This is a genomic window from Aestuarium sp., from assembly GCF_023253315.1.
Classification (GTDB): Bacteria; Pseudomonadota; Alphaproteobacteria; order Rhodobacterales; family Rhodobacteraceae; genus Marivivens; species Marivivens donghaensis.
Map to the genome: position 1 here is coordinate 46,664 of NZ_JALRGW010000014.1, position 18,558 is coordinate 65,221.

Consider the following 18,558-nt stretch of genomic DNA (forward strand, 5'->3'; position numbering starts at 1 on the left):
TCAACAGTGTTAGCCGATCTGACCTCGGACGCCGCCAGTGTGGGCGCGGTCGAGCAGGATATGATCGAGGATGACACACGCCGCCATTGCTTCACCAACAGGGACTGCGCGGATGCCGACGCAGGGGTCGTGGCGACCTTTTGTGACGACTTCTGTCGGTGTGCCGTCCATGCGAATGGAACGGCGTGGAGACAGGATGGACGAGGTCGGCTTCACAGCAAAGCGCACGACGACATCTTGGCCAGTCGAAATACCACCAAGGATGCCTCCAGCGTGGTTTGACCCGTAACGCACCTGACCGTCGTCAAAGAAAATCTCGTCGGCGTTGTCGCGTCCTGTCAGGGCTGCAGCAGCCATGCCTTCGCCGATTTCAACGCCTTTGACGGCATTGATCGACATCATCGCTGCTGCAAGATCGGTATCCAGCTTTGCATAGATCGGAGCGCCGATCCCCGCAGGGACATTACGCGCTACAACTTCGATCACTGCGCCAACGCTGTTGTGGTCATCCTTGCGGAGCCACTGCAGGTACTCTTCCCACTCAAGCGCCATTTGCGCGTCAGGGCACCAGAAATCATTTTGGTCAATGGCGTTCCAATCGAACCGATCACGGTCGATCTTTTTGTCGCCCATTTGGACCATGTAGCCTTTGATCTCAATCGCGGGTGCGAGGGTCTTCAACACTTCACGCGCAACACCACCAGAGGCAACGCGCGCCGCAGTTTCGCGTGCAGAGGAACGACCACCACCGCGATAATCGCGCAGGCCATATTTTTGGTGATACGCGAGGTCAGCGTGACCGGGGCGGAAGGTCTGGGCGATGTCGCCGTAGTCCTTGGACCGCTGGTCTGTGTTTTCGATCATCAGCTGGATTGAGGTGCCAGTGGTCACGCCTTCAAACACGCCCGACAGGATTTTCACCGCATCGGGTTCATTGCGCTGGGTCGTATTTTTGTTCTGACCTGGTTTGCGCTTGTCGAGCCAGATTTGAATCATCTCTGGTGTCAGCGCCACGCCCGGTGGGCAGCCGTCGACCGTTGCGCCCAAAGCTGGACCATGGCTCTCGCCCCACGTGGTGGTGCGGTAGATGTGACCGAAGGTATTATACGACATGGGCGCCTCCTTTGGTGTTTCCTCTATCGCGGACAGGGCGAGGGGCCAAGGTCTTTTGCGAATTCCTCTTGAACATCGTTTTTGCGCGTCTATCTTCGCCGTTACCTCGGGGTGCTCTAGAAACAGGGCTGAGATGCGAAAGCGAACCCGTTGAACCTGAACCGGTTAAGACCGGCGGAGGGAAGGCGCAGAGTTGATCCTCTTGACCCCCGTCCGTTCGGCGCATGAAGAGGAAAGACCATTATGAAAACCACCCTCACGCATGTCGCAGGACTATGTTTCGTTGCCACTGGCGCAATCGCTGAAACATCGACCCTGACGATTTACACCTACGACGGCTTTAACAGCGAATGGGGCCCAGGTCCGCAGATCGAGGCGAATTTCGAGGCCGAATGCGCCTGTGATCTGGAGTTTGTCGCCGCTGGTGACGGCGCTGCCGTACTGTCGCGCCTGAAACTCGAAGGCGCAAATACGGATGCAGATATCGTGCTCGGCCTTGATACGAACCTGACGGCGGATGCAGCGGCGACGGGCCTTTTTGCGGCATCGGGCGTGACTGCAGCCTATGATTTGCCAATCGAATGGTCGGACGACACGTTTGTTCCGTTCGATTGGGGCTATTTTGCTTTCGTTGCTGGGAAGGACGTCGAAGCACCGACCAATTTCCGCGAACTGGCGGCAAGCGATCTGAAAATCGTCATCCAAGACCCGCGGTCGTCGACACCAGGTCTGGGCCTCGTCCTCTGGGTTGAAGCGGCCTATGGTGACGAAGCTGGTAGCATTTGGGCTGATCTGGCAGACAACATCGTCACCGTAACCCCCGGATGGTCCGAAGCCTACGGTCTATTCCTCGAAGGCGAAGCAGACGCCGTGTTGTCCTACACAACCTCGCCTGCCTATCACCTGATCGCGGAAGGCGACGACAGCAAGACGTCGTGGGCCTTTGAAGAGGGTCATTACATGCAGGTCGAAGTTGCAGCAAAGGTCGCATCGACCGATGTGCCAGAGCTTGCGGATGCCTTCCTCGCGTTCATGACGACCGAAGGGTTCCAGTCTGTCATTCCGACAACCAACTGGATGTATCCTGCGGTGACACCTGCGGTTGGTCTGCCCGAAGGGTTTGAGACCCTTGTCACACCCTCGATCGCTTTGTTGCTCAGCTCTGAGGATGCGGCTGCAAAGTCGGGTCCGGCGATTGACGCATGGCGCGCAGCACTCGCGCAATAAACTATCCACGCTGGCCGGGGGCGATGGTGATCGCCCTCGTGCTGGTGTTGACGCTGGGAACACTATTGGCTGTTCTTTGGCGGGCCGAAGGCGTGGGTGGGCTAGGTCGGGCTGAATGGGCCGCCGTTCGGTTTACCGTGCTTCAGGCCGTACTATCTGCTGTGGCTAGCGTAGTGCTGGCGATCCCAGTTGCACGGGCGCTATCTCGACGCAGGTTTCGAGGACGCTCGGTCCTTATAACGCTCCTCGGCGCTCCATTCATTTTGCCAGTCATTGTCGCGGTCATGGGGCTGTTGGCGGTGTTTGGGCGCAATGGTCTTTTGAATGATGCGATCGCTATGGCGGGCGGGGATCGGATCTCAATCTATGGGCTGGGCGGCGTTGTGTTGGCTCATGTCTTCTTCAACCTTCCGCTTGCGGTGCGGATGATACTGCAAGGCTGGATCGCTATACCCGCCGAGAGATTTCGGTTGGTCGTGAGCCTCGGTGCCTCGGTGAGCGCAATGCTAGAGCGACCGATGTTACGAGCCGTTTTGCCGGGTGCGTTTATGGCCATTTTCCTGATTTGCTTGACGAGTTTTGCTGTCGCACTCGTTCTGGGCGGTGGCCCAAAGGCAACCACGGTCGAGTTGGCAATCTATCAGGCTGTGAGATTTGACTTCGACCTCGGGCGGGCCGCGCTTTTGGCCGCTGTCCAATTTGGCTTGTCCATTATCGCCGCGCTGGCTGCGTGGTTCATCACTGTTCCTGAAGGCTTTGGCGCGGGGTTGGACCGTGTTCTGCCGCGCTGGGATGGAGCCAGCCTCTGGGAGCGGTCATGCGATGCCCTCGCTATCGCATTGGCTGCTGCATTTCTGATTCTGCCGCTGTCGATGGTGGTCATCAAAGGTGTGATTGGCTTGTCCGATCTGCCAGCGTCCATGTGGCCCGCAATTGCGCGTTCGGTTTCAGTCGCTGCGGTTTCTACTGCTTTGACCATCGCTGCTGCAGTCCTTTTGTCGATGCGTGGCGGACGCGCCGTTGGGGTGGCCTCAGCCTTGCCGTTGGCTGCGTCCTCATTGGTGGTCGGGACGGGGCTCTTTGTTGTTGTTCAACCTGTGTTCAATCCCGCGAAATTAGCGCTGCTGGTCACAGCCTTGATGAATGCACTTATGGCGCTTCCTTTTGCGCTGCGCGTCATCGCGCCTGCGTTTGAACGTGTTGAGGCGGACTACGGACGCCTTGCCGATTCGATTGGGCTGAGAGGTTGGGCGCGTGTTAGGATTGCTGTCCTGCCTCGCATAAGAAAGCCGTTAGGCTTTGCTGCAGGATTGGCTGCGGCTCTTTCGATGGGTGATCTAGGTGTGATCGCTCTCTTTGCGACCTCGGACCAGCAGACTTTGCCGTTGTTGATGTATCAATTGATGGGAAGTTACCGCACGGACGCCGCGTCTGGCGCGGCACTTGTGTTGTTGGGGCTGAGCCTTTGTGCCTTTTGGATTTTTGACAGGGGAGGACGCGCCGATGCTGATGCTTGAAAACCTGAACGTGCGTCAGGGTGATTTCCACCTAACGGCAAATGTAGGCTTTGCGGCGGGCCAGATTACAGCTCTCATCGGCCCGTCTGGTGCTGGCAAATCCACGATCCTTTCTGTGATCGCGGGTTTCTATCAAGCCGAAGGGCAGGTGTTGTGGCGCGGTGAGCCGATAACTGATTTGCGCCCTGATCAGAGACCGGTTTCGAGCCTGTTCCAAGACAACAACCTGTTTCCTCATTTGACCGTTTCACAGAATGTCGGCCTCGCGCTGCGAGCATCGCTTCGGCTGACGCGCGATGAACAGCGCCGCGTTGATGAAATGCTCGCCAGCGTCGGTTTGTCTGGGATGGGTGGGCGTAAGCCCGCCGCTCTCTCGGGCGGGCAACAGAGCCGCGCAGCGCTGGCACGGCTTTTGCTGCAAGATCGTCCTGTGATCCTCTTGGATGAACCTTTGCGGCTTTGGGTCCCGGTCTCAAGCAAGAGATGCTTGCCCTCGTTCGTGAGCGGGCGCTTGCCGACAATCGTGTCGTTTTGATGGTGACTCATGACCCGCAGGATGCGCTGGTCGCTGCTGATCAAATTGTCTTGGTTGATGAAGGGCAGTTATTCGCACCTTTGCCGGCACGAGAGGTGATGGATAACCCGCCTGATGTGCTGCGGCGGTATTTAGGAACATCCACCCAGAAATGAAAAAGGCCCGCCAATTTGGCGGGCCTTTCTTAGTCAGAGCGCGTCACATTACTCTTCGTCGCGCTTTTTACCTTTGTGCGGTGCCCACAGACGTTTGTTGGTCATGTAGAGCAGAACCGAAAGAACGATCAGGAAGATCACGCCAGTCAGGCCAGCTTCTTTACGAGCGTTCAGTTTCGGCTCAGCGGCCCACATCAGGAATGCAGCAACGTCCTGAACTTCGTGGTGCAGGTCGTTGGAGTGACCGTCATCGAATTCAGTGTCTTCACCGTAGAGTGGCTGTGCCATCGCGATCCAGCTGCCCGGATAGAGGTGGTTGCCGTGCTCGTCTTTACATTCGTTCGGGTAGCCACCTGCAGTAAAGACGGTGTTGTAGTTACCGTCAAAGCCTTCAGGTGCACATTCTGGTGCTTCTTCGTAACCGGACAGAAGCGACGCGATGTACTCGGGGCCGCCCATGCCTTTGACGATCTGGTTGATACCGAGGCCGTAGGGGCCGTGGAAACCAGCGCGTGCTTTGGCCATCAGGGACAAGTCAGGTGCGTTTGACAGCGACGAACCAGGGAATTTGTCAGCCGGAGTGGCGGCGCGGAAGTCGCCTTCACCGTCTGCAAGTTCAGGATCCCAAACTTCGAACTGACCGGCGTAGTCCCAGACTTCGTCGATGCCGTAGTGCGGTCCGCCCTCATCGGCGAGGGTGCCGATGCGAACGTGCTCGAGGCCGTGACATGCCGAACAAACTTCGGTGTAGATTTTCAGACCGCGCTGAAGCTGCATCTGGTCGTAAGAGCCGAACGGGCCTTCGAACGAGAATGCGAAATCTTCGACGTGACTGGTGCCACCCGATGCCAGAGCAGAACCGGAGGACAGGCCAAGAGCGATCGCGGCGGAAAGGGTAAGTTTACGGAACATAGTTCTTGTTTCCTTTCTCACTCGGCCGGGTTGCCGTAGTGGGCATTGAAATCTTCCTCGATGGTCGCAGGCTGTGCCAGCGGCTTTTCGATAACACCCAGCAGCGGCAGGATGATGAGGAAGTACGAGAACCAGTAGGTCGCAGCGATGAGCGAGATCCAGTCATACGGGAAGGTTGTTGCCTGTGCGCCAACCCACATCAGTACGAAGAAATCGACGACCAGCAGAGCGAACCACCATTTGAACATCGGGCGGTAACGACCCGAACGTACTTTGGACGTGTCCAGCCAAGGTGCCAGAGCCATCACTGCGATCGCACCGAACATCGCCAGAACGCCAAAGAACTTCGCGTCGACGATACCAGCAGTGATGAAGCTTGCGAACTGAACAGCCCAAACGTCAGCGGTGAACGCACGCAAGATCGCGTAGAACGGCAGGAAGTACCATTCAGGAACGATGTGCGCCGGAGTCGCCAGCGGGTTTGCCGGAATGTAGTTGTCTGGGTGGCCGAGGTAGTTCGGCATGAAGCCTACGATAGCAACGAAGACCACGAGGATCACAGCGAGTGCGAAGAGGTCTTTGATGACGAAGTAGGGCCAGAACGGCAGGGTGTCTTTCTGTGCTTCTTCTTTCGAGCCACGACGAACTTCAACACCAGTTGGGTTGTTGTTGCCTGTCGAGTGGAATGCCCAGATGTGCACCAATGTTAGGCCGGCCAGAACGAACGGCAGCAGGTAGTGCAGCGAGAAGAAACGGTTCAGAGCTGGTTGACCAACAGCGGACGCACCGAGCAGCCAAGTCTGGATCGATTCACCGATGAACGGGATCGCGCCAAACAGGCCGGTGATAACAGCGGTACCGTGGAAGGACATCTGGCCCCAAGGCAGAACGTAGCCCATGAACGCGGTGCCCATCATGATGAGGTACATAAGCATACCGATGATCCATGTGACTTCGCGCGGTGCTTTGTACGAACCGTAGTAGAGGCCGCGGAAGATGTGGGCGTAAACAGCCACGAAGAACAGCGATGCGCCGTTCATGTGGAAGTAACGGATCATGTGACCGCCGTTTACGTCGCGCATGATGTGTTCGATCGAAGCGAACGCCATGTCAACGTGCGGGGTGTAGTGCATGACGAGCACAACACCAGTTGCAATCTGAAGACCCAGTGTGAAGGCCAAGACAATGCCCCAGATCCACATCCAGTTAAGGTTCTTCGGAGTTGGGATCATGAGGGTGTCATAGAGAAGACCGATGACGGGCAGGCGGCTGTGGAGCCACTTTTCTGCGCCAGTCTTCGGCTCGTAATGATCGTGCGGGATACCGGACATTCGTGCCTCTCCTTAGCCGAGCTGGATTGTGGTTTCGTCGATAAAGGCAGCGACGGGGATATCGAGGTTGCGCGGTGCCGGACCTTTGCGGATGCGGCCTGCGGTGTCGTAGTGCGAACCGTGGCACGGGCAGTACCAGCCACCGAAATCGCCCGACTCACCTAGCGGCACGCAGCCAAGGTGGGTACAAACGCCCATCTGAACGAGCCATACGCCGTCTTCCGAAAGGGCGCGGTTTTCGTCCGAAGCGTCTGCATCGGCAGCCAAGTTTGCGTTTTCAGCATTCTGGTCAGGCAGCGCATTCAGTTCAACTGCGCGAGCTGCGTCGATTTCTTCCTGCGTACGTGCGCGGATGAAAACAGGTTTGCCCTGCCACAGAACGGTCAACTGGGTGCCAGCGGCAACCGAGCTAACGTCTACACGCTTCGAGGCTTGCGCCTGAACGTCTGCGGACGGGTTCATCTGATTAACGAGAGGCCAGACAGCGGCGCCGGTCACCACTGCGCCCGCACCTGCGGTAGCGTAGTAGATGAAATCGCGGCGTGTGCCCTGGTGTTCTTCTTGATGTGACACGGGGTGCATCTCCGATTTTTCCGGGCCTCGGCCCATACGAATAGGACAGACGGCAGAAAACCGCCGTCCGTTCGGGCGCTGTTTAGCTATCAAAACCTGTCGCGTCTAGCGGACAATCGGGCGCAGGCATTGGGAATAAGGTCGTATGGTGGGGAAAGATGGCGCAAAAACCACAATTTGCCCCGTAATCTGGTGGTAATTTCGATATTTGCGAGATTCCGTAGCGATTTTTTTGTGCGGGAGGCAAAATGACGCGAAGCCGCCGCGACGCTTGATAGCCTAGGGTTCGAGGCGTAGGACGGGAACAGATATCAATTTTGGGATGTTATCATGACAAAAGCCAAACTTCTTGCGGCCATCGCATTTGTCGCCCTGCCGACCTTCGCCGCGGCAGAATTCGAAATTAGTGGCTATACGGGAATCCAAGAAGCCCCGCATGCAAAAGTGACGGGTAACGATCCTTCAAACACCCTAAATTCAGGTGTGTTGGACTTCACCGCTGGATGGGAAGGTAAACCTTTTGCGATGCCTCCTTACTATGGCTTCCGTGGCACGTGGTGGCGCACCGATAGCCTTGGTTTCGGCATCGAGTACACCCACTCGAAGGTTTATGCTGATGCGGAAACTCTAGCGGCAGCTCGTTATGATCGTTTTGAGTTGACGGACGGCATCAACGTTTTGACCGCAAACGCGACGTATCGATGGAACGATAAGTGGGCTTCTGGTTCTGTGACCCCGTATGTTGGTGGCGGTCTCGGCTTCACATTCCCTCATGTCGATATCGAAGCGACTGATGGCGGCCCGCACACTTGGGAATACCAAATCACAGGCGCTGCAGCTCGCCTGTACGCAGGTGCGAAGTATGACCTAAGCGATACTTGGGCCGTGTTCGGTGAATACCAGTTCACATACAGCAAACAGGACATCGATTTGGACAATGGCGGCAACGTCCAGTTCAACTTGATTACAAATGCGCTGAACGTTGGCCTTAGCTACACGTTCTAATCCTTATTCCGGTACGGTGTCCGTCATGGATTTCCGTGCCGCGAATTCGGCGTGCCATTTTGCCAGTTCAGGCCGTGTGGCGCGCCAATTCCGATCCCCCAAACGAAAATCGACGTAGGACAGCGCGACGCCAATCGCAATCTGACCCATGTCGAGCGGCCCCAGAAGATTGCTGATCCAGCGTTGTTCGACGGCAGTGAGCGCACGGTCAATCTTTGCCCACTGAGCCTCAACCCATTCGGGATACTGATATTCGGCGGGACGCATACGGGCTTCGTAGACAATTGCCACAGCAGCTTCGAGAATCGCGTCCGCGGTCGCTTCGAGCGTCAGAACATCCCACTGGCGATCAGCTGGATAAAGGCCGAGGTCCCAATGAGTATCGAGGTAGCGCGTGATGACGCGGCTATCGTAAAGTGCGGGGCCTGACTCACGGATCAGGGCGGGGATTTTTCCCAGCGGGTTCGCCGCAATAACCGACGAATCGGTGGCCAAAGGCGTGGTGGCGACCATCACCTCTTCGACCTCGTCCGTTTTGCCAGCTTCGCGGATCAAAACGCGGACTTTTCGAACGAAGGGGGATGTGATCGAGGCGATGAGTTTCATTGTCGTATCCTACGTTGAATTGCCCAAGGTTAATCAGTGAGAGTCGCCCGCATCAAGGCTCCAATCGTAGACGGCTCTAGACCAAATCCATGTTTGTCTACCTCGTTCGATGCGGCCAACCGTGCTTCGGCGGTCTTATTTTGGGCGAGCTTCCATGTGCCATCGACAGAGGTGACGGTCAGTCGAACAGGAACGATCTGCCGCATCATTCGCTCAATGACCTCGTCGGGCATTTTCTCCGTTCTCCAAGGCGTCTTTGGCAGAAGGCGCGATTCGAAAAACGCCGATTGGCGGTCGAGCATGTCGCGCATTGTGTCATCAGGCAGCTTTTCGAGGGTTCCGCGCAGATGTGCCGCCACGTAGTTCCAAGTCGGCACTTGATCGTCGAGGCCATACCAATCGGGCGAGATGTAACTATCGGCCCCGTTCACGGCCAAAAGACACTTTTGAGGCACTGATAGGGCACGGACGATCGGGTTGGACCGAACGAGGTGAATATCGGCGGTCTTGCCATCCTCGGAGAGCAGAAACGGCACATGAGAGGCCAGCGGCCCTTCATCACCGTTGACGGTCAGGGTACCAAACGCCCGATCCCGAGCGAATTCGGTAGCTTGGTCGAGTGGCGTCTGTCTGTAGATCGGATTCGGGTGCATGGGGCGCTTTCGTTTGGCGTGTCGTATCGACAGCCAACGATCAGGCGCGAAGCTGTTGTCCGTCAACACCCAGAATTGTAGCGGTCACAATTTCCGATTCGGGCTGTTCTGTATCGAACATCACTTCGGTGAATTGTTCGGTCCGACCCATACGCGCGTTTTCCATCAAAATCTGATGCTTCCTGCCGATTTGTTGCGCCAGATGGACGGCGACACGTTCATCCCCTTTAGCGCGAAGACGGGCGGCGCGATCTTTGATGAGTTTTCCGTTCACTTGCGGCATCCGCGCGGCTGGTGTGCCCTGACGGATCGAATAGGGAAACACATGAAGCCACGTCAGATGGCAGTCATCGACAAGACGTAGTGAGTTTCGGAAGTGCTCTTCGGTCTCGGTCGGGAAGCCCGCGATAATGTCTGCGCCAAAGGTCATATCGGGGCGCAGCTTAATCGCGTCTTCGGCAAAGCGGATCGCATCATCACGGAGGTGGCGGCGCTTCATTCGTTTGAGGATCAAATCATCACCATGCTGTAGCGACAAATGCAGGTGAGGCATGAGTCGAGGTTCAGTAGCGATGGCCTGCATGAGGTTTTCGTCAACTTCGATAGAATCGATCGAACTGATCCGAAGGCGCCGAAGGTCGGGCACCAGTTTCAGGATTCGCATAACCAGATCGCCGAGTTTTGGCGTGGCAGGAAGGTCAGCGCCCCATGAGGTTAGGTCCACACCCGTGAGGACGACTTCGTTATATCCCTTATCAACCAACCGTTTGATCTGATCGACCACGACACCAGCCGGGACCGAGCGAGAGTTGCCGCGGCCAAACGGGATAATGCAAAACGTGCAGCGGTGATCGCAGCCGTTCTGAACCTGAACGTACGCACGCGAGCGCGTTCCAAACCCGTCGATCAAATGGCCAGCCGTTTCAGTGACCGACATGATGTCGTCAACCCGCACGGCCTCGGTTTGACCGATGAGGTCGGGGGCCATGGATGCCCAAGTATCCGCCTGCATTTTTTCGGTGTTGCCGATGACCCGTGTCACTTCGGGCATCGCCGCAAATGTTTCTGGTTCGACCTGAGCGGCACAGCCCGTCACGATCAGAACTGCATCAGGGTTTTCACGACGAAGTTTGCGAATCTCTTGTTTGGCTTTGCGCACGGCCTCGGATGTCACCGCACAGGTATTCACGACCACAGCGTTTTCGACCCCTGCTTTCGCAGCAAGATCTTTCATCGCTTCGGTCTCGTAGGCGTTCAGGCGGCAGCCCAAGGTCGAAAAGACAGGTGCGCTCATCGCCAGATACCATCAAACACATGCGCCGTTGGCCCAGTCATCCAGACACCATCCTCGCGCCAGTCGATGTGGAGGGTGCCGCCATCCAGATCAATCCGTACCATGCGCCCTGTGAGCCCCCTGCGGGCCGCTGCGACAGCTGTCGCACATGAAGATGACCCAGACGCCAGAGTTAGGCCAGCGCCCCGTTCCCAAACGCGCATACGGATGTGATCAGGGCCAACAACCGTGGCGACCTGCACATTCGTGCGCTGGGGGTAGAGGGGGTGATGTTCGATCATGGGGCCAAAGGTGGTCAGATCGACAGCCTCGGCATCGTCGACAAAGAACGTGCAGTGTGGGTTGCCCATCCCAGTTGCCGTGGGGGCGCCGTCAATCGGCAGCGACAGCGTATCCATTTCACGAGCGAGCGGGATTTCGTCCCAGTTCAGCTGAGGTGGCCCCATATTCACCGAGGTCAGGCCATTGCCTGCATCTTCTGCTAAAAGCGTGCCGCGATCTGTAGTGATCGTGAGGGCGGGTTTGCCCGTGCGATCCATTTCCCAGCGGGCAATACAGCGAGTCGCGTTTCCACAGGCGGCAGATTGCGATCCGTCAGAGTTCCAAAAAACCAGATGAAGGTCCGAATTTCGGCCTTCGTGAATGGTCGCCAGTTGATCGAACCCGATTCCCATGTGGCGATCGGCCATGGCGATAGCCAAGGCTTCGTCCACGACAGTGCCGAGGACGCGTTCATCAATGACTACGAAATCATTGCCCAGACCGTGCATTTTCATGAACGGCAGGCCAGTATTTTGTTCTGCGCGCATGGCCGTCGTATACGCCTCGATAAAAATTAAATCCAGAGATCGCGATTTTCGGGTTGACCCTACCCAGCGACCTTTCTAGAAGCCCCACCACAGTGGGCCGTTAGCTCAGTTGGTAGAGCAACTGACTTTTAATCAGTGGGTCGCAGGTTCGAATCCTGCACGGCTCACCACTTTCTCTAAAGAGAACGAAAAAAGGCGCCTTTAGGGCGCCTTTTTTGTTTCTCAGGCTTAATTTTACAGGTTTTTCTGGGTTTCCGAGCTTTTCACGCCATTCGGCGTTCGATTCGAAACACGAATACCAAAATCACCATCAGGAAGAATTGACCGGAAATATCGCCGATCAAATAACCAATCCCCTGAATCACGTCGGTCCCATAGACCAAACAATTGAGAATCGAATTGGCCAGTGATGCGATTCCTCCTGCGATCAAGAGCAATTTCCACTGGGACATTGATTTGAGGGAGGTGATTTTCGTGCCGCTTACGGCCTCGACGGCGAGTATCCCTCCGATTCCGACGACTGATCCGACGAGAGTTGTCAAAACAGAGGATTCTGTGATCGACCCGATTCCTTGGGACGACATGTGCGACAGCAAAGCGCCTGGAAAAATGTAGAGAATCGACTTTCCGCGATAGAGCCATGCCGTCAGTAGGCGGACGCCGTGCGGTAGAAATAGCAGGCTCAAGTAGTTGGGAAGATTACCCAGAAAATAGGTCTGGATCGGGCCCAGAACAAAAATCGAAATCCAAAAGGCAACCAGGAAGCAGGCGGAAACGACGACCGTTCTCAGGACCTCATTTCTCATACGTCTTACCGCTTCCGATATAATCCGACTCGGAGAGTCACTATTTGAGTTCTGGGTTCAAACGATACCAGCCTTTTCCGAGGTCAGCATCGGACAACAAATAGCCCTTCATGTCCAACACGCGGAGCGCACGGAAAAAAGACGCGCGGGGGACTGACGACGTCAGCTTGTGAGCCATCAGGTCTGCGGTTTTTAGGGTCCCTGTGGACATCGAAACTTCGGCCGCTGCAGAGAGCAAGTCACGCTCTACGTCAGTGAGTTCGCTTAGCCCGAGTGAGCGTTCCATATCCCGAAGAAGAACGCGCAGTTGCGAGATGGCTTTGAGACTAGACATGGCCGATTAGGTACCTTCGATATTGCGGCTGGTGCTGATACCCCAAACGCGAAGTGTTTTACGCGTGCTCAGAAGACGTAGATGGTGGTTAATATGGGTAATCACCGTAAATTTCTGGATGCGTTTTCGGCATTGTAACACACATCTGAGCATTTCGCTCCATCAAACGATAAAAAATATCAAAGTGAGATTTCAGGAAGGCTGTCGAATGCGGCTTTTAAGGCATCGCCCCAGCCGTCTGTGATTGATCTAAAAGACGGATCTTCTGCCGTGATCCGCTTCGAAAGGCCCCGCTGATAGCTATCGGTCGTATAGATTTGGAGGTCGAGCGGGAGACCTACCGAAAGGTTCGCTTTGATGGTCGAGTCAAAGCTAACTAGCAGTAGCTTAACCGCCCGTTCCCAGCTCATGTCGGGATCGTAAGCCCGAACAAGGATCGGTCGGCCATATTTCGTCTCGCCAATCTGGAAAAACGGTGTGTCATCGCTCGCTTCGATAAAGTTGCCTTCGGGGTAGATCAAAAACATCCTCGGAGGGCTGCCTTTGATCTGTCCGCCGACCAATACCGTGGCATTGAAGGTCGAGTCTGCGCGTTGTCCCGCGTCGGCATTGCGCGCGATCACTTCGCGCAATGTGTCCCCGATCAAACGGGCGACTTGAAACATCGAAGGCGCTTCGAGGATGGAGGGCGACCGATTGTCCGGTGCCTTCGTTCGCTCTTCGAGCATTGAGATCACGGCTTGAGTGGTGGCGAGGTTTCCGGCCGTCATCAAGGTGATGCAACGTTCCCCAGGAACTTCGAAGGTGAACATTTTGCGGAAGGTCGAAATGTTGTCGACACCCGCATTGGTTCGCGTGTCCGACATGAAAATCAGACCGTTGTTCAACTGCATCCCGACACAATAGGTCATCTTACTCGTCCGTTACTGCTGCACTTGCAACTGGACCGCCATGCTTTCGGAAGCGGTGCCAAATCGCGTTCCCGATACAGGGGCAGCGTCTGCATAGTCCAGCCCTGACGCGACACGAACATACCGACGATCAGGCGAAATACCATTCGAGATGTCGAAACCAACCCATCCGAGGTCTTTGACATAGGCCTCGGCCCAAGCATGTGTCGCGTCCTGATGCGTGCGATCGTCCATCATCAGATAGCCCGAGATGTAGCGGCTCGGCAGGTTCATAGCGCGGCAACAGGCAATAAAGATATGCGAGTGGTCTTGGCACACGCCGTGCCCTGCTTGGGCTGCGTCCTCGGCGGAATAACCAACGTTGGATGCACCGATTTCGTAGGCAACCTTGGCGCGGATTACGTTTGATAAATCGTGCAGCCAAGCCAAAGTGCCCATTTCGCCGGAAACTTGCCCGAGTATTTTCCGACAGGCTGATCCTGCTTTGGTGAGGGGTGTTTGCTGTTCAAAGAGCCACAGAGGCGCGAAGCCCTGATGCTGACCCGTAATACCATTCGTCTCTATGATATCGACCTGCCCGCTGCTGGTAACTTTGACCTCAGTCACATCCGCGTCAAAGCTGATCAAGGTCACGTGGTTGCAATTCTGATCATCGTATTCGACCTCGATCTTTCCGCCTTCGACATCGACAACCCAATTGCGCACGGTCTGCCCATGGTGATCTTTTGGCCGCAACCGAAGCTGAAGCAGCGCGTAGGGCACTGGCTCGTCGTAGCGATAGGTCGTTGTGTGTCGGATTGAGAGCGTCTGGGTCATTGTGTGAAACGATAATCAACTTCGATTTGCTGGCCGAGGAGGGCGTTGTCCTTGAGGAAAAGCTGGATGTATTCGTGCAGGCCAGTGTCGAAAATCTCATCAATGCTGGACTGCATAGTTTGGAGTGCGAGCTTTTCGGCCAGATCATGACAGGGCAATCGCGTCTGATAGTCTGACATCAGGTAGCCAAGGTTTGCTCGCATTTTCTCTATGCAAAACGCGAGGCTTCGGGGCATCCGACGGTCTAGGATGAGGAATTGCGCGATTTCGCGAGGACGTGGGTCTTGGCCATAGGCCATTTGAAAACCGCCTTCGGCAGAAACGGACCGCAGGATCGTTTGCCATTGGACGTTATCGAGTGACGACCCAACGGCCATCGCGGAAGGCAGTAGAACGTAGTACTTCACATCGAGGATGCGCGCCGTGTTGTCTGCCCGCTCTGAAAACGTGCCGATGCGGGCGAAGTTGTAGATATCGTTCCGCAGCATCGTCCCGTGAAGCGCACCGCGCACATAAGCGCTGCGTTGTCGGATCAACTGAAGGACATGCGGCAGGTCACGTTCCGCGACTTTGCGGGCGAGTGCGGATTTGAGCGACATCCAGCATTCATTCACGGCCTCCCAAACTTCACGGGTCAGGGCTGTGCGAACGGTTTTCGCGTTGTTGCGTGCGTATTCGACTGCGTTCAGGACACTAGACGGGTTGTCGCGGTCGCGAAGCATCCAGTCGATAACCTGATCACGGGTGACGACACCGTCGTAAGCCACATTGTAGCCCTCGAGAACAGCAGCGGTCTGCATGACGCTGATCCATTCTTCGTCCGTCGATCCGCTGCGGGTGAGGGCGATGCGTAGTCCCGCTTCGATCAGGCGTGCCGTGTTTTCAGATCGTTCGAGATAGCGGAACATCCAGAAGAGGCCGCCGGCAGTTTTTCCCAGCATTTTTTACTCCTCCAGAACCCAAGTATCTTTGGTGCCGCCACCTTGCGATGAGTTCACGACCAGGCTTCCTTTCTTGAGGGCGACGCGAGTTAGTCCCCCTGGTGTGATGTCGATCCTGTCAGGGCTGACCAAAACAAACGGCCGAAGATCGACGTGACGTGGTGCGAGGCCAGAGCGCGTAAAAATGGGCACGGTTGAGAGCGATAGAGTCGGCTGAGCGATATAGTTCGATGGCCGCGCCTTGAGCTTACGGCGGAACGTCTCGATGTCCTTTTTCGTCGCGGTCGGTCCAATGAGCATCCCGTAGCCGCCAGAGCCGTGAACTTCTTTGACGACCAATTCGGACAGGTTGTCGAGGACATAGGCGAGGCTATCAGGCTCGCTACAGCGCCATGTCGGGACGTTCTGAAGGATTGCCTTTTCGCCAGTGTAGAATTCGACGATGTCAGGCATGTAGCTATAAATTGCCTTATCGTCGGCGATCCCCGTTCCAGGTGCGTTGGCGATCGTAATGCCGCCCGCCTTGTAGACATCCATGATACCGGGAACGCCGAGCTGGCTGTCAGGGTTGAAATTTAGTGGATCGAGGTAGTCATCATCTACGCGTCGATACAGAACATCGATCGCTTTGTACCCTTCGGTCGTTCGCATCGCCACCCGACCATCGACGACTCCAGCAGGTCGGCGGCCTCGACCAGCTCCACCCCCATTTTGTCGGCGAGGAAGCTGTGTTCGTAATAGGCTGAATTGTAGATGCCCGGTGTCAGAACAGCGACCGTCGGTTTGTCGGAGGTCGCGGCTGGTGCGCAAGCGGCTAGGGAGCGGCGCAACATCTTTGGGTAATTCGAGACAGGCAAAACCCGATTGCGTGCAAACAACTCTGGGAACATCTGCAGCATAGTTTCGCGGTTTTCGAGCATGTAGCTCACGCCAGACGGTGTGCGTGCGTTGTCTTCGAGGACGTAGAATTCGTCAGGCCCCGTGCGGACAAGGTCGATGCCAACAATATGCGTGTAAACACCACCTGCGGGACTGACGCCCATCATCTGCGGCAAGAAGGCCGCGTTCTTCGCGATCATTTCGGCAGGAAGACGTCCAGCACGCACGATTTCTTGGCGATGGTAGATGTCGTAAAGAAAGGCGTTGATTGCACGAACGCGTTGTTCGATCCCGCGCGATAGTCGGGCCCACTCGCGTCCCGAAATAACGCGCGGCACGATATCGAACGGGATCAGTCGTTCTGATGCGGCAGCGCGCCCATAGACGTTGAAGGTGATGCCGGTGAGGCGAAAGAGGTCTTCCGCCTCCCTCTGTTTTTTACGCAGTCGGGCTGGATCTTCGCCATCAAACCATGCGTTGAAATCCGTGTATGGGGCGCGAATGTCGTCCCCGTTTACACCTGTCATTTCGTCAAAAATATTGGGCTTTTCCATAGGCTCGATCTTAGAAGCGAGCATGGGGCACACAATTGGAACCATGATTGGTTGCGCATGTGAAATGGACATTTGTTTAAAAAATAGGCAGCCCCAACCCTGTGAATGCACTGTCTGGGGCTGAAAAAGAAATCAGCGCAAAATTTTGCGCTGATTCTCTTTGCAATCGATCAAATTACGAGCGGTTGAGCGTGTCGCCGGGCTGCAGCTTTGGCGTTAGTTCAACGACGAGCCCTTCGTCGGCGTCTGGGTTGGTCACGCGGTCGGCGAGGATTTGCGCCGCGCGGCGGCCAATCTCGCGGCGACAGGCGTCCATGGATGCCAATTTGCGCGGCAGACCATCCAGCAATTCAACGCCGTTAAAGCCAGCAATGCCGATGCGGCCCGGAATGTCATAGCCTTGCTCGATGAGATATAGCAGACCACCAGCACCGATCATGTCGTTAGAAAAATACATGAAGTCGAGGTCGGGGCTGCGCTTGAGCATCTTTTCAGTCAGTTCGCGCCCTTTGGCCAGCGCTGACCCGCCCGAATAGAACTCCTGATCCGAGATTTCGATACCTGCCTTGGCGAGCGTCTGGGTAAAGCCTTCGAACCGCTTACGAGCTCGGTGGTCGAGCGGCATCTTCGTCCCGATAAAACCGATTTTGCGATAGCCGTTCTGAAGGATCGATTCCGCCATCTTGCGACCGGCGCGGCGATGGGAAATGCCAACGCAGGCATCAACAGGGTGGCCGTCGACATCCATGATCTCTACCACTGGGCAGCCAGCCTGACGGAGCATTGCGCGCGACGCATCAGAATGCTCAAGGCCTGCGATGATCACGCCCGATGGACGCCACGACAGCATCTCAAACAGGACCTTCTCTTCTTTTTCGGGAAGGTAGTCCGTCACGCCCACAACAGGTTGCAGGTCGGTGTCGGCCAAAATCTCTGAAACGCCAGACAGCACTTCGGGGAAAACCATGTTCCCAAGGCTGGGGATGATTACCGCCACTAGGTTCACACGTTGCGATGCCAGTGCGCCTGCGATTTTGTTCGGAACGTATCCGAGAGACTTTGCAGCATCCTGTACCCGTTTGCGGGTCGCATCGCTCACGTCCCCCTTATTGCGTAAAACGCGGCTGACGGTCATTTCGCTGACGCCAGATGCCTCGGACACGTCGCGAAGTGTAAGGGGGCGTTTGCTAGGAGCTTTCACGGCATTCGTCCTGTAACAGTATTATTACTCTGCATTTATCCACACATTCATCGCTAGTCCAAGCCCGAACGATTGACGCCCGAAACAAAGGGAGGCATTCAAGGCAGCGATGGCCCCGTGGCTCAACTGGATAGAGCAGCCCCCTCCTAAGGGGCAGGTTACAGGTTCAAGTCCTGTCGGGGTCACCAATTTTATCATTTATTATCAATAATTTATGCCTTTTTGACTTTCTGTATTTTGACCCAAAGTAGTCAAAATAGCCATAGTCAAAACATATACAAAAATCAGTGTAAAATCGACCATCTTTTTGATATCATGTCACAAATTCAGTGTGTGATGTGAGGTGCAGAAATGGCTATCGATCGGGACTATGAAGACCTCAGGGG

At 55.8% G+C, this 18,558-nt stretch carries 17 protein-coding genes, 2 tRNA genes, 2 pseudogenes and 1 riboswitch; of the genes and pseudogenes, 6 read left to right on the forward strand and 15 right to left on the reverse strand.

Going from position 1 to position 18,558, the window contains the following annotated elements; all coding sequences use genetic code 11:
- Positions 1-9: 9 nt before the first annotated feature.
- Entirely contained in the window at positions 10-1,113 is a 1,104-nt protein-coding gene (aroC, locus tag AC1QQ2_RS08835) for a chorismate synthase (RefSeq protein WP_479712862.1), read from the reverse strand.
- 97 nt (positions 1,114-1,210) lie between these two features.
- Positions 1,211-1,313, forward strand: a riboswitch (TPP riboswitch).
- A 43-nt stretch (positions 1,314-1,356) separates the two neighbouring features.
- Between aroC and thiB the strand changes: the two genes are divergently transcribed.
- The 3 genes and pseudogenes from thiB (at position 1,357) to AC1QQ2_RS08850 (ending at position 4,547) form a co-directional block, all read left to right on the forward strand.
- The gene (gene thiB, locus AC1QQ2_RS08840; RefSeq protein WP_479712863.1) at positions 1,357-2,340 is read left to right on the forward strand and encodes a thiamine ABC transporter substrate binding subunit; all 984 of its coding nucleotides are present in this window, start codon (positions 1,357-1,359) and stop codon (positions 2,338-2,340) included.
- Positions 2,316-3,857 (forward strand): thiamine/thiamine pyrophosphate ABC transporter permease ThiP, encoded by a 1,542-nt coding sequence (locus tag AC1QQ2_RS08845; RefSeq protein ID WP_479712864.1) that lies wholly within the window; start codon positions 2,316-2,318, stop codon positions 3,855-3,857. Before thiB ends, AC1QQ2_RS08845 begins: the two co-directional genes overlap by 25 nt.
- Positions 3,844-4,547, forward strand: a pseudogene (locus tag AC1QQ2_RS08850) (thiamine ABC transporter ATP-binding protein). Before AC1QQ2_RS08845 ends, AC1QQ2_RS08850 begins: the two are co-directional and overlap by 14 nt.
- Before the next feature lie 48 nt (positions 4,548-4,595).
- Here the strand turns inward: AC1QQ2_RS08850 and AC1QQ2_RS08855 are convergent.
- From AC1QQ2_RS08855 to petA, 3 genes are read right to left on the reverse strand one after another with little or no spacing between them, the layout of a single operon-like run.
- A complete protein-coding gene (locus tag AC1QQ2_RS08855) occupies positions 4,596-5,459 on the reverse strand; it encodes a cytochrome c1 (protein WP_479712865.1) in 864 nt (287 codons plus the stop codon).
- Positions 5,460-5,476: 17 nt separating this feature from the next.
- Positions 5,477-6,790, reverse strand: coding sequence for a cytochrome b (petB, locus tag AC1QQ2_RS08860; protein WP_479712866.1), 1,314 nt, complete (start codon positions 6,788-6,790; stop codon positions 5,477-5,479).
- A gap of 12 nt (positions 6,791-6,802) precedes the next feature.
- Positions 6,803-7,363: a ubiquinol-cytochrome c reductase iron-sulfur subunit gene (gene petA / locus AC1QQ2_RS08865; RefSeq protein ID WP_067552827.1), complete on the reverse strand. Its 561-nt coding sequence runs from the start codon at positions 7,361-7,363 to the stop codon at positions 6,803-6,805.
- 330 nt (positions 7,364-7,693) lie between these two features.
- Between petA and AC1QQ2_RS08870 the strand changes: the two genes are divergently transcribed.
- Positions 7,694-8,368: an outer membrane protein gene (locus tag AC1QQ2_RS08870; RefSeq protein ID WP_105236095.1), complete on the forward strand. Its 675-nt coding sequence runs from the start codon at positions 7,694-7,696 to the stop codon at positions 8,366-8,368.
- A gap of 3 nt (positions 8,369-8,371) precedes the next feature.
- On the opposite strand, the gene AC1QQ2_RS08875 is transcribed toward AC1QQ2_RS08870, so the two are convergent.
- From AC1QQ2_RS08875 to dapF, 4 genes are read right to left on the reverse strand one after another with little or no spacing between them, the layout of a single operon-like run.
- On the reverse strand, positions 8,372-8,974 hold the full coding sequence (locus AC1QQ2_RS08875; protein ID WP_479712867.1) for a glutathione S-transferase: 603 nt from the start codon (positions 8,972-8,974) through the stop codon (positions 8,372-8,374).
- Between the two features lie 29 nt (positions 8,975-9,003).
- Positions 9,004-9,627 carry an FMN-binding negative transcriptional regulator gene (locus AC1QQ2_RS08880; RefSeq protein WP_479712868.1) on the reverse strand — a complete coding sequence of 208 codons (624 nt, stop codon included), beginning with the start codon at positions 9,625-9,627 and terminating at the stop codon, positions 9,004-9,006.
- A 40-nt stretch (positions 9,628-9,667) separates the two neighbouring features.
- Positions 9,668-10,921 (reverse strand): tRNA (N(6)-L-threonylcarbamoyladenosine(37)-C(2))-methylthiotransferase MtaB, encoded by a 1,254-nt coding sequence (gene mtaB, locus AC1QQ2_RS08885; protein WP_479712869.1) that lies wholly within the window; start codon positions 10,919-10,921, stop codon positions 9,668-9,670.
- The gene (dapF, locus tag AC1QQ2_RS08890; protein WP_479712870.1) at positions 10,918-11,730 is read right to left on the reverse strand and encodes a diaminopimelate epimerase; all 813 of its coding nucleotides are present in this window, start codon (positions 11,728-11,730) and stop codon (positions 10,918-10,920) included. Before dapF ends, mtaB begins: the two co-directional genes overlap by 4 nt.
- 94 nt (positions 11,731-11,824) lie before the next feature.
- On the opposite strand from dapF, the gene AC1QQ2_RS08895 reads away from it, so the two are divergent.
- A tRNA-Lys gene (locus AC1QQ2_RS08895) sits at positions 11,825-11,900 on the forward strand.
- A 93-nt stretch (positions 11,901-11,993) separates the two neighbouring features.
- On the opposite strand, the gene AC1QQ2_RS08900 is transcribed toward AC1QQ2_RS08895, so the two are convergent.
- The 7 genes and pseudogenes from AC1QQ2_RS08900 to AC1QQ2_RS08930 all read right to left on the reverse strand — a co-directional run bounded on the left by AC1QQ2_RS08900 (position 11,994) and on the right by AC1QQ2_RS08930 (position 18,172).
- A complete protein-coding gene (locus AC1QQ2_RS08900) occupies positions 11,994-12,536 on the reverse strand; it encodes a hypothetical protein (RefSeq protein WP_479712871.1) in 543 nt (180 codons plus the stop codon).
- Between the two features lie 40 nt (positions 12,537-12,576).
- Entirely contained in the window at positions 12,577-12,870 is a 294-nt protein-coding gene (locus AC1QQ2_RS08905) for a hypothetical protein (protein ID WP_479712872.1), read from the reverse strand.
- 179 nt (positions 12,871-13,049) lie between these two features.
- Positions 13,050-13,781: a proteasome-type protease gene (locus AC1QQ2_RS08910; protein WP_105236064.1), complete on the reverse strand. Its 732-nt coding sequence runs from the start codon at positions 13,779-13,781 to the stop codon at positions 13,050-13,052.
- Between the two features lie 12 nt (positions 13,782-13,793).
- The gene (locus tag AC1QQ2_RS08915) at positions 13,794-14,597 is read right to left on the reverse strand and encodes a transglutaminase family protein (protein WP_479712873.1); all 804 of its coding nucleotides are present in this window, start codon (positions 14,595-14,597) and stop codon (positions 13,794-13,796) included.
- Positions 14,594-15,538, reverse strand: a complete 945-nt coding sequence (locus AC1QQ2_RS08920) for an alpha-E domain-containing protein (RefSeq protein WP_479712874.1) — start codon at positions 15,536-15,538, stop codon at positions 14,594-14,596. Before AC1QQ2_RS08920 ends, AC1QQ2_RS08915 begins: the two co-directional genes overlap by 4 nt.
- Positions 15,539-15,541: 3 nt before the next feature.
- Positions 15,542-16,971 (reverse strand): annotated as a pseudogene (locus AC1QQ2_RS08925) (circularly permuted type 2 ATP-grasp protein).
- Between the two features lie 175 nt (positions 16,972-17,146).
- Positions 17,147-18,172 (reverse strand): LacI family DNA-binding transcriptional regulator, encoded by a 1,026-nt coding sequence (locus AC1QQ2_RS08930; protein WP_067552753.1) that lies wholly within the window; start codon positions 18,170-18,172, stop codon positions 17,147-17,149.
- 111 nt (positions 18,173-18,283) lie between these two features.
- Between AC1QQ2_RS08930 and AC1QQ2_RS08935 the strand changes: the two genes are divergently transcribed.
- Positions 18,284-18,360 (forward strand) — tRNA-Arg (locus tag AC1QQ2_RS08935).
- The last annotated feature ends 198 nt before the right edge of the window (positions 18,361-18,558 follow it).

Excerpts from the sequence above, each read along its gene's own strand:
- aroC (WP_479712862.1), bottom strand. The coding sequence starts at position 1,113 with ATGTCGTATAATACCTTCGGTCACATCTACCGCACCACCACGTGGGGC.
- thiB (WP_479712863.1), top strand. The coding sequence starts at position 1,357 with ATGAAAACCACCCTCACGCATGTCGCAGGACTATGTTTCGTTGCCACT.
- AC1QQ2_RS08845 (WP_479712864.1), top strand. The coding sequence starts at position 2,316 with ATGGCGCGCAGCACTCGCGCAATAAACTATCCACGCTGGCCGGGGGCG.
- AC1QQ2_RS08855 (WP_479712865.1), bottom strand. The coding sequence starts at position 5,459 with ATGTTCCGTAAACTTACCCTTTCCGCCGCGATCGCTCTTGGCCTGTCC.
- petB (WP_479712866.1), bottom strand. The coding sequence starts at position 6,790 with ATGTCCGGTATCCCGCACGATCATTACGAGCCGAAGACTGGCGCAGAA.
- AC1QQ2_RS08870 (WP_105236095.1), top strand. The coding sequence starts at position 7,694 with ATGACAAAAGCCAAACTTCTTGCGGCCATCGCATTTGTCGCCCTGCCG.
- AC1QQ2_RS08875 (WP_479712867.1), bottom strand. The coding sequence starts at position 8,974 with ATGAAACTCATCGCCTCGATCACATCCCCCTTCGTTCGAAAAGTCCGC.
- AC1QQ2_RS08880 (WP_479712868.1), bottom strand. The coding sequence starts at position 9,627 with ATGCACCCGAATCCGATCTACAGACAGACGCCACTCGACCAAGCTACC.
- mtaB (WP_479712869.1), bottom strand. The coding sequence starts at position 10,921 with ATGAGCGCACCTGTCTTTTCGACCTTGGGCTGCCGCCTGAACGCCTAC.
- dapF (WP_479712870.1), bottom strand. The coding sequence starts at position 11,730 with ATGCGCGCAGAACAAAATACTGGCCTGCCGTTCATGAAAATGCACGGT.
- AC1QQ2_RS08900 (WP_479712871.1), bottom strand. The coding sequence starts at position 12,536 with ATGAGAAATGAGGTCCTGAGAACGGTCGTCGTTTCCGCCTGCTTCCTG.
- AC1QQ2_RS08905 (WP_479712872.1), bottom strand. The coding sequence starts at position 12,870 with ATGTCTAGTCTCAAAGCCATCTCGCAACTGCGCGTTCTTCTTCGGGAT.
- AC1QQ2_RS08910 (WP_105236064.1), bottom strand. The coding sequence starts at position 13,781 with ATGACCTATTGTGTCGGGATGCAGTTGAACAACGGTCTGATTTTCATG.
- AC1QQ2_RS08915 (WP_479712873.1), bottom strand. The coding sequence starts at position 14,597 with ATGACCCAGACGCTCTCAATCCGACACACAACGACCTATCGCTACGAC.
- AC1QQ2_RS08920 (WP_479712874.1), bottom strand. The coding sequence starts at position 15,538 with ATGCTGGGAAAAACTGCCGGCGGCCTCTTCTGGATGTTCCGCTATCTC.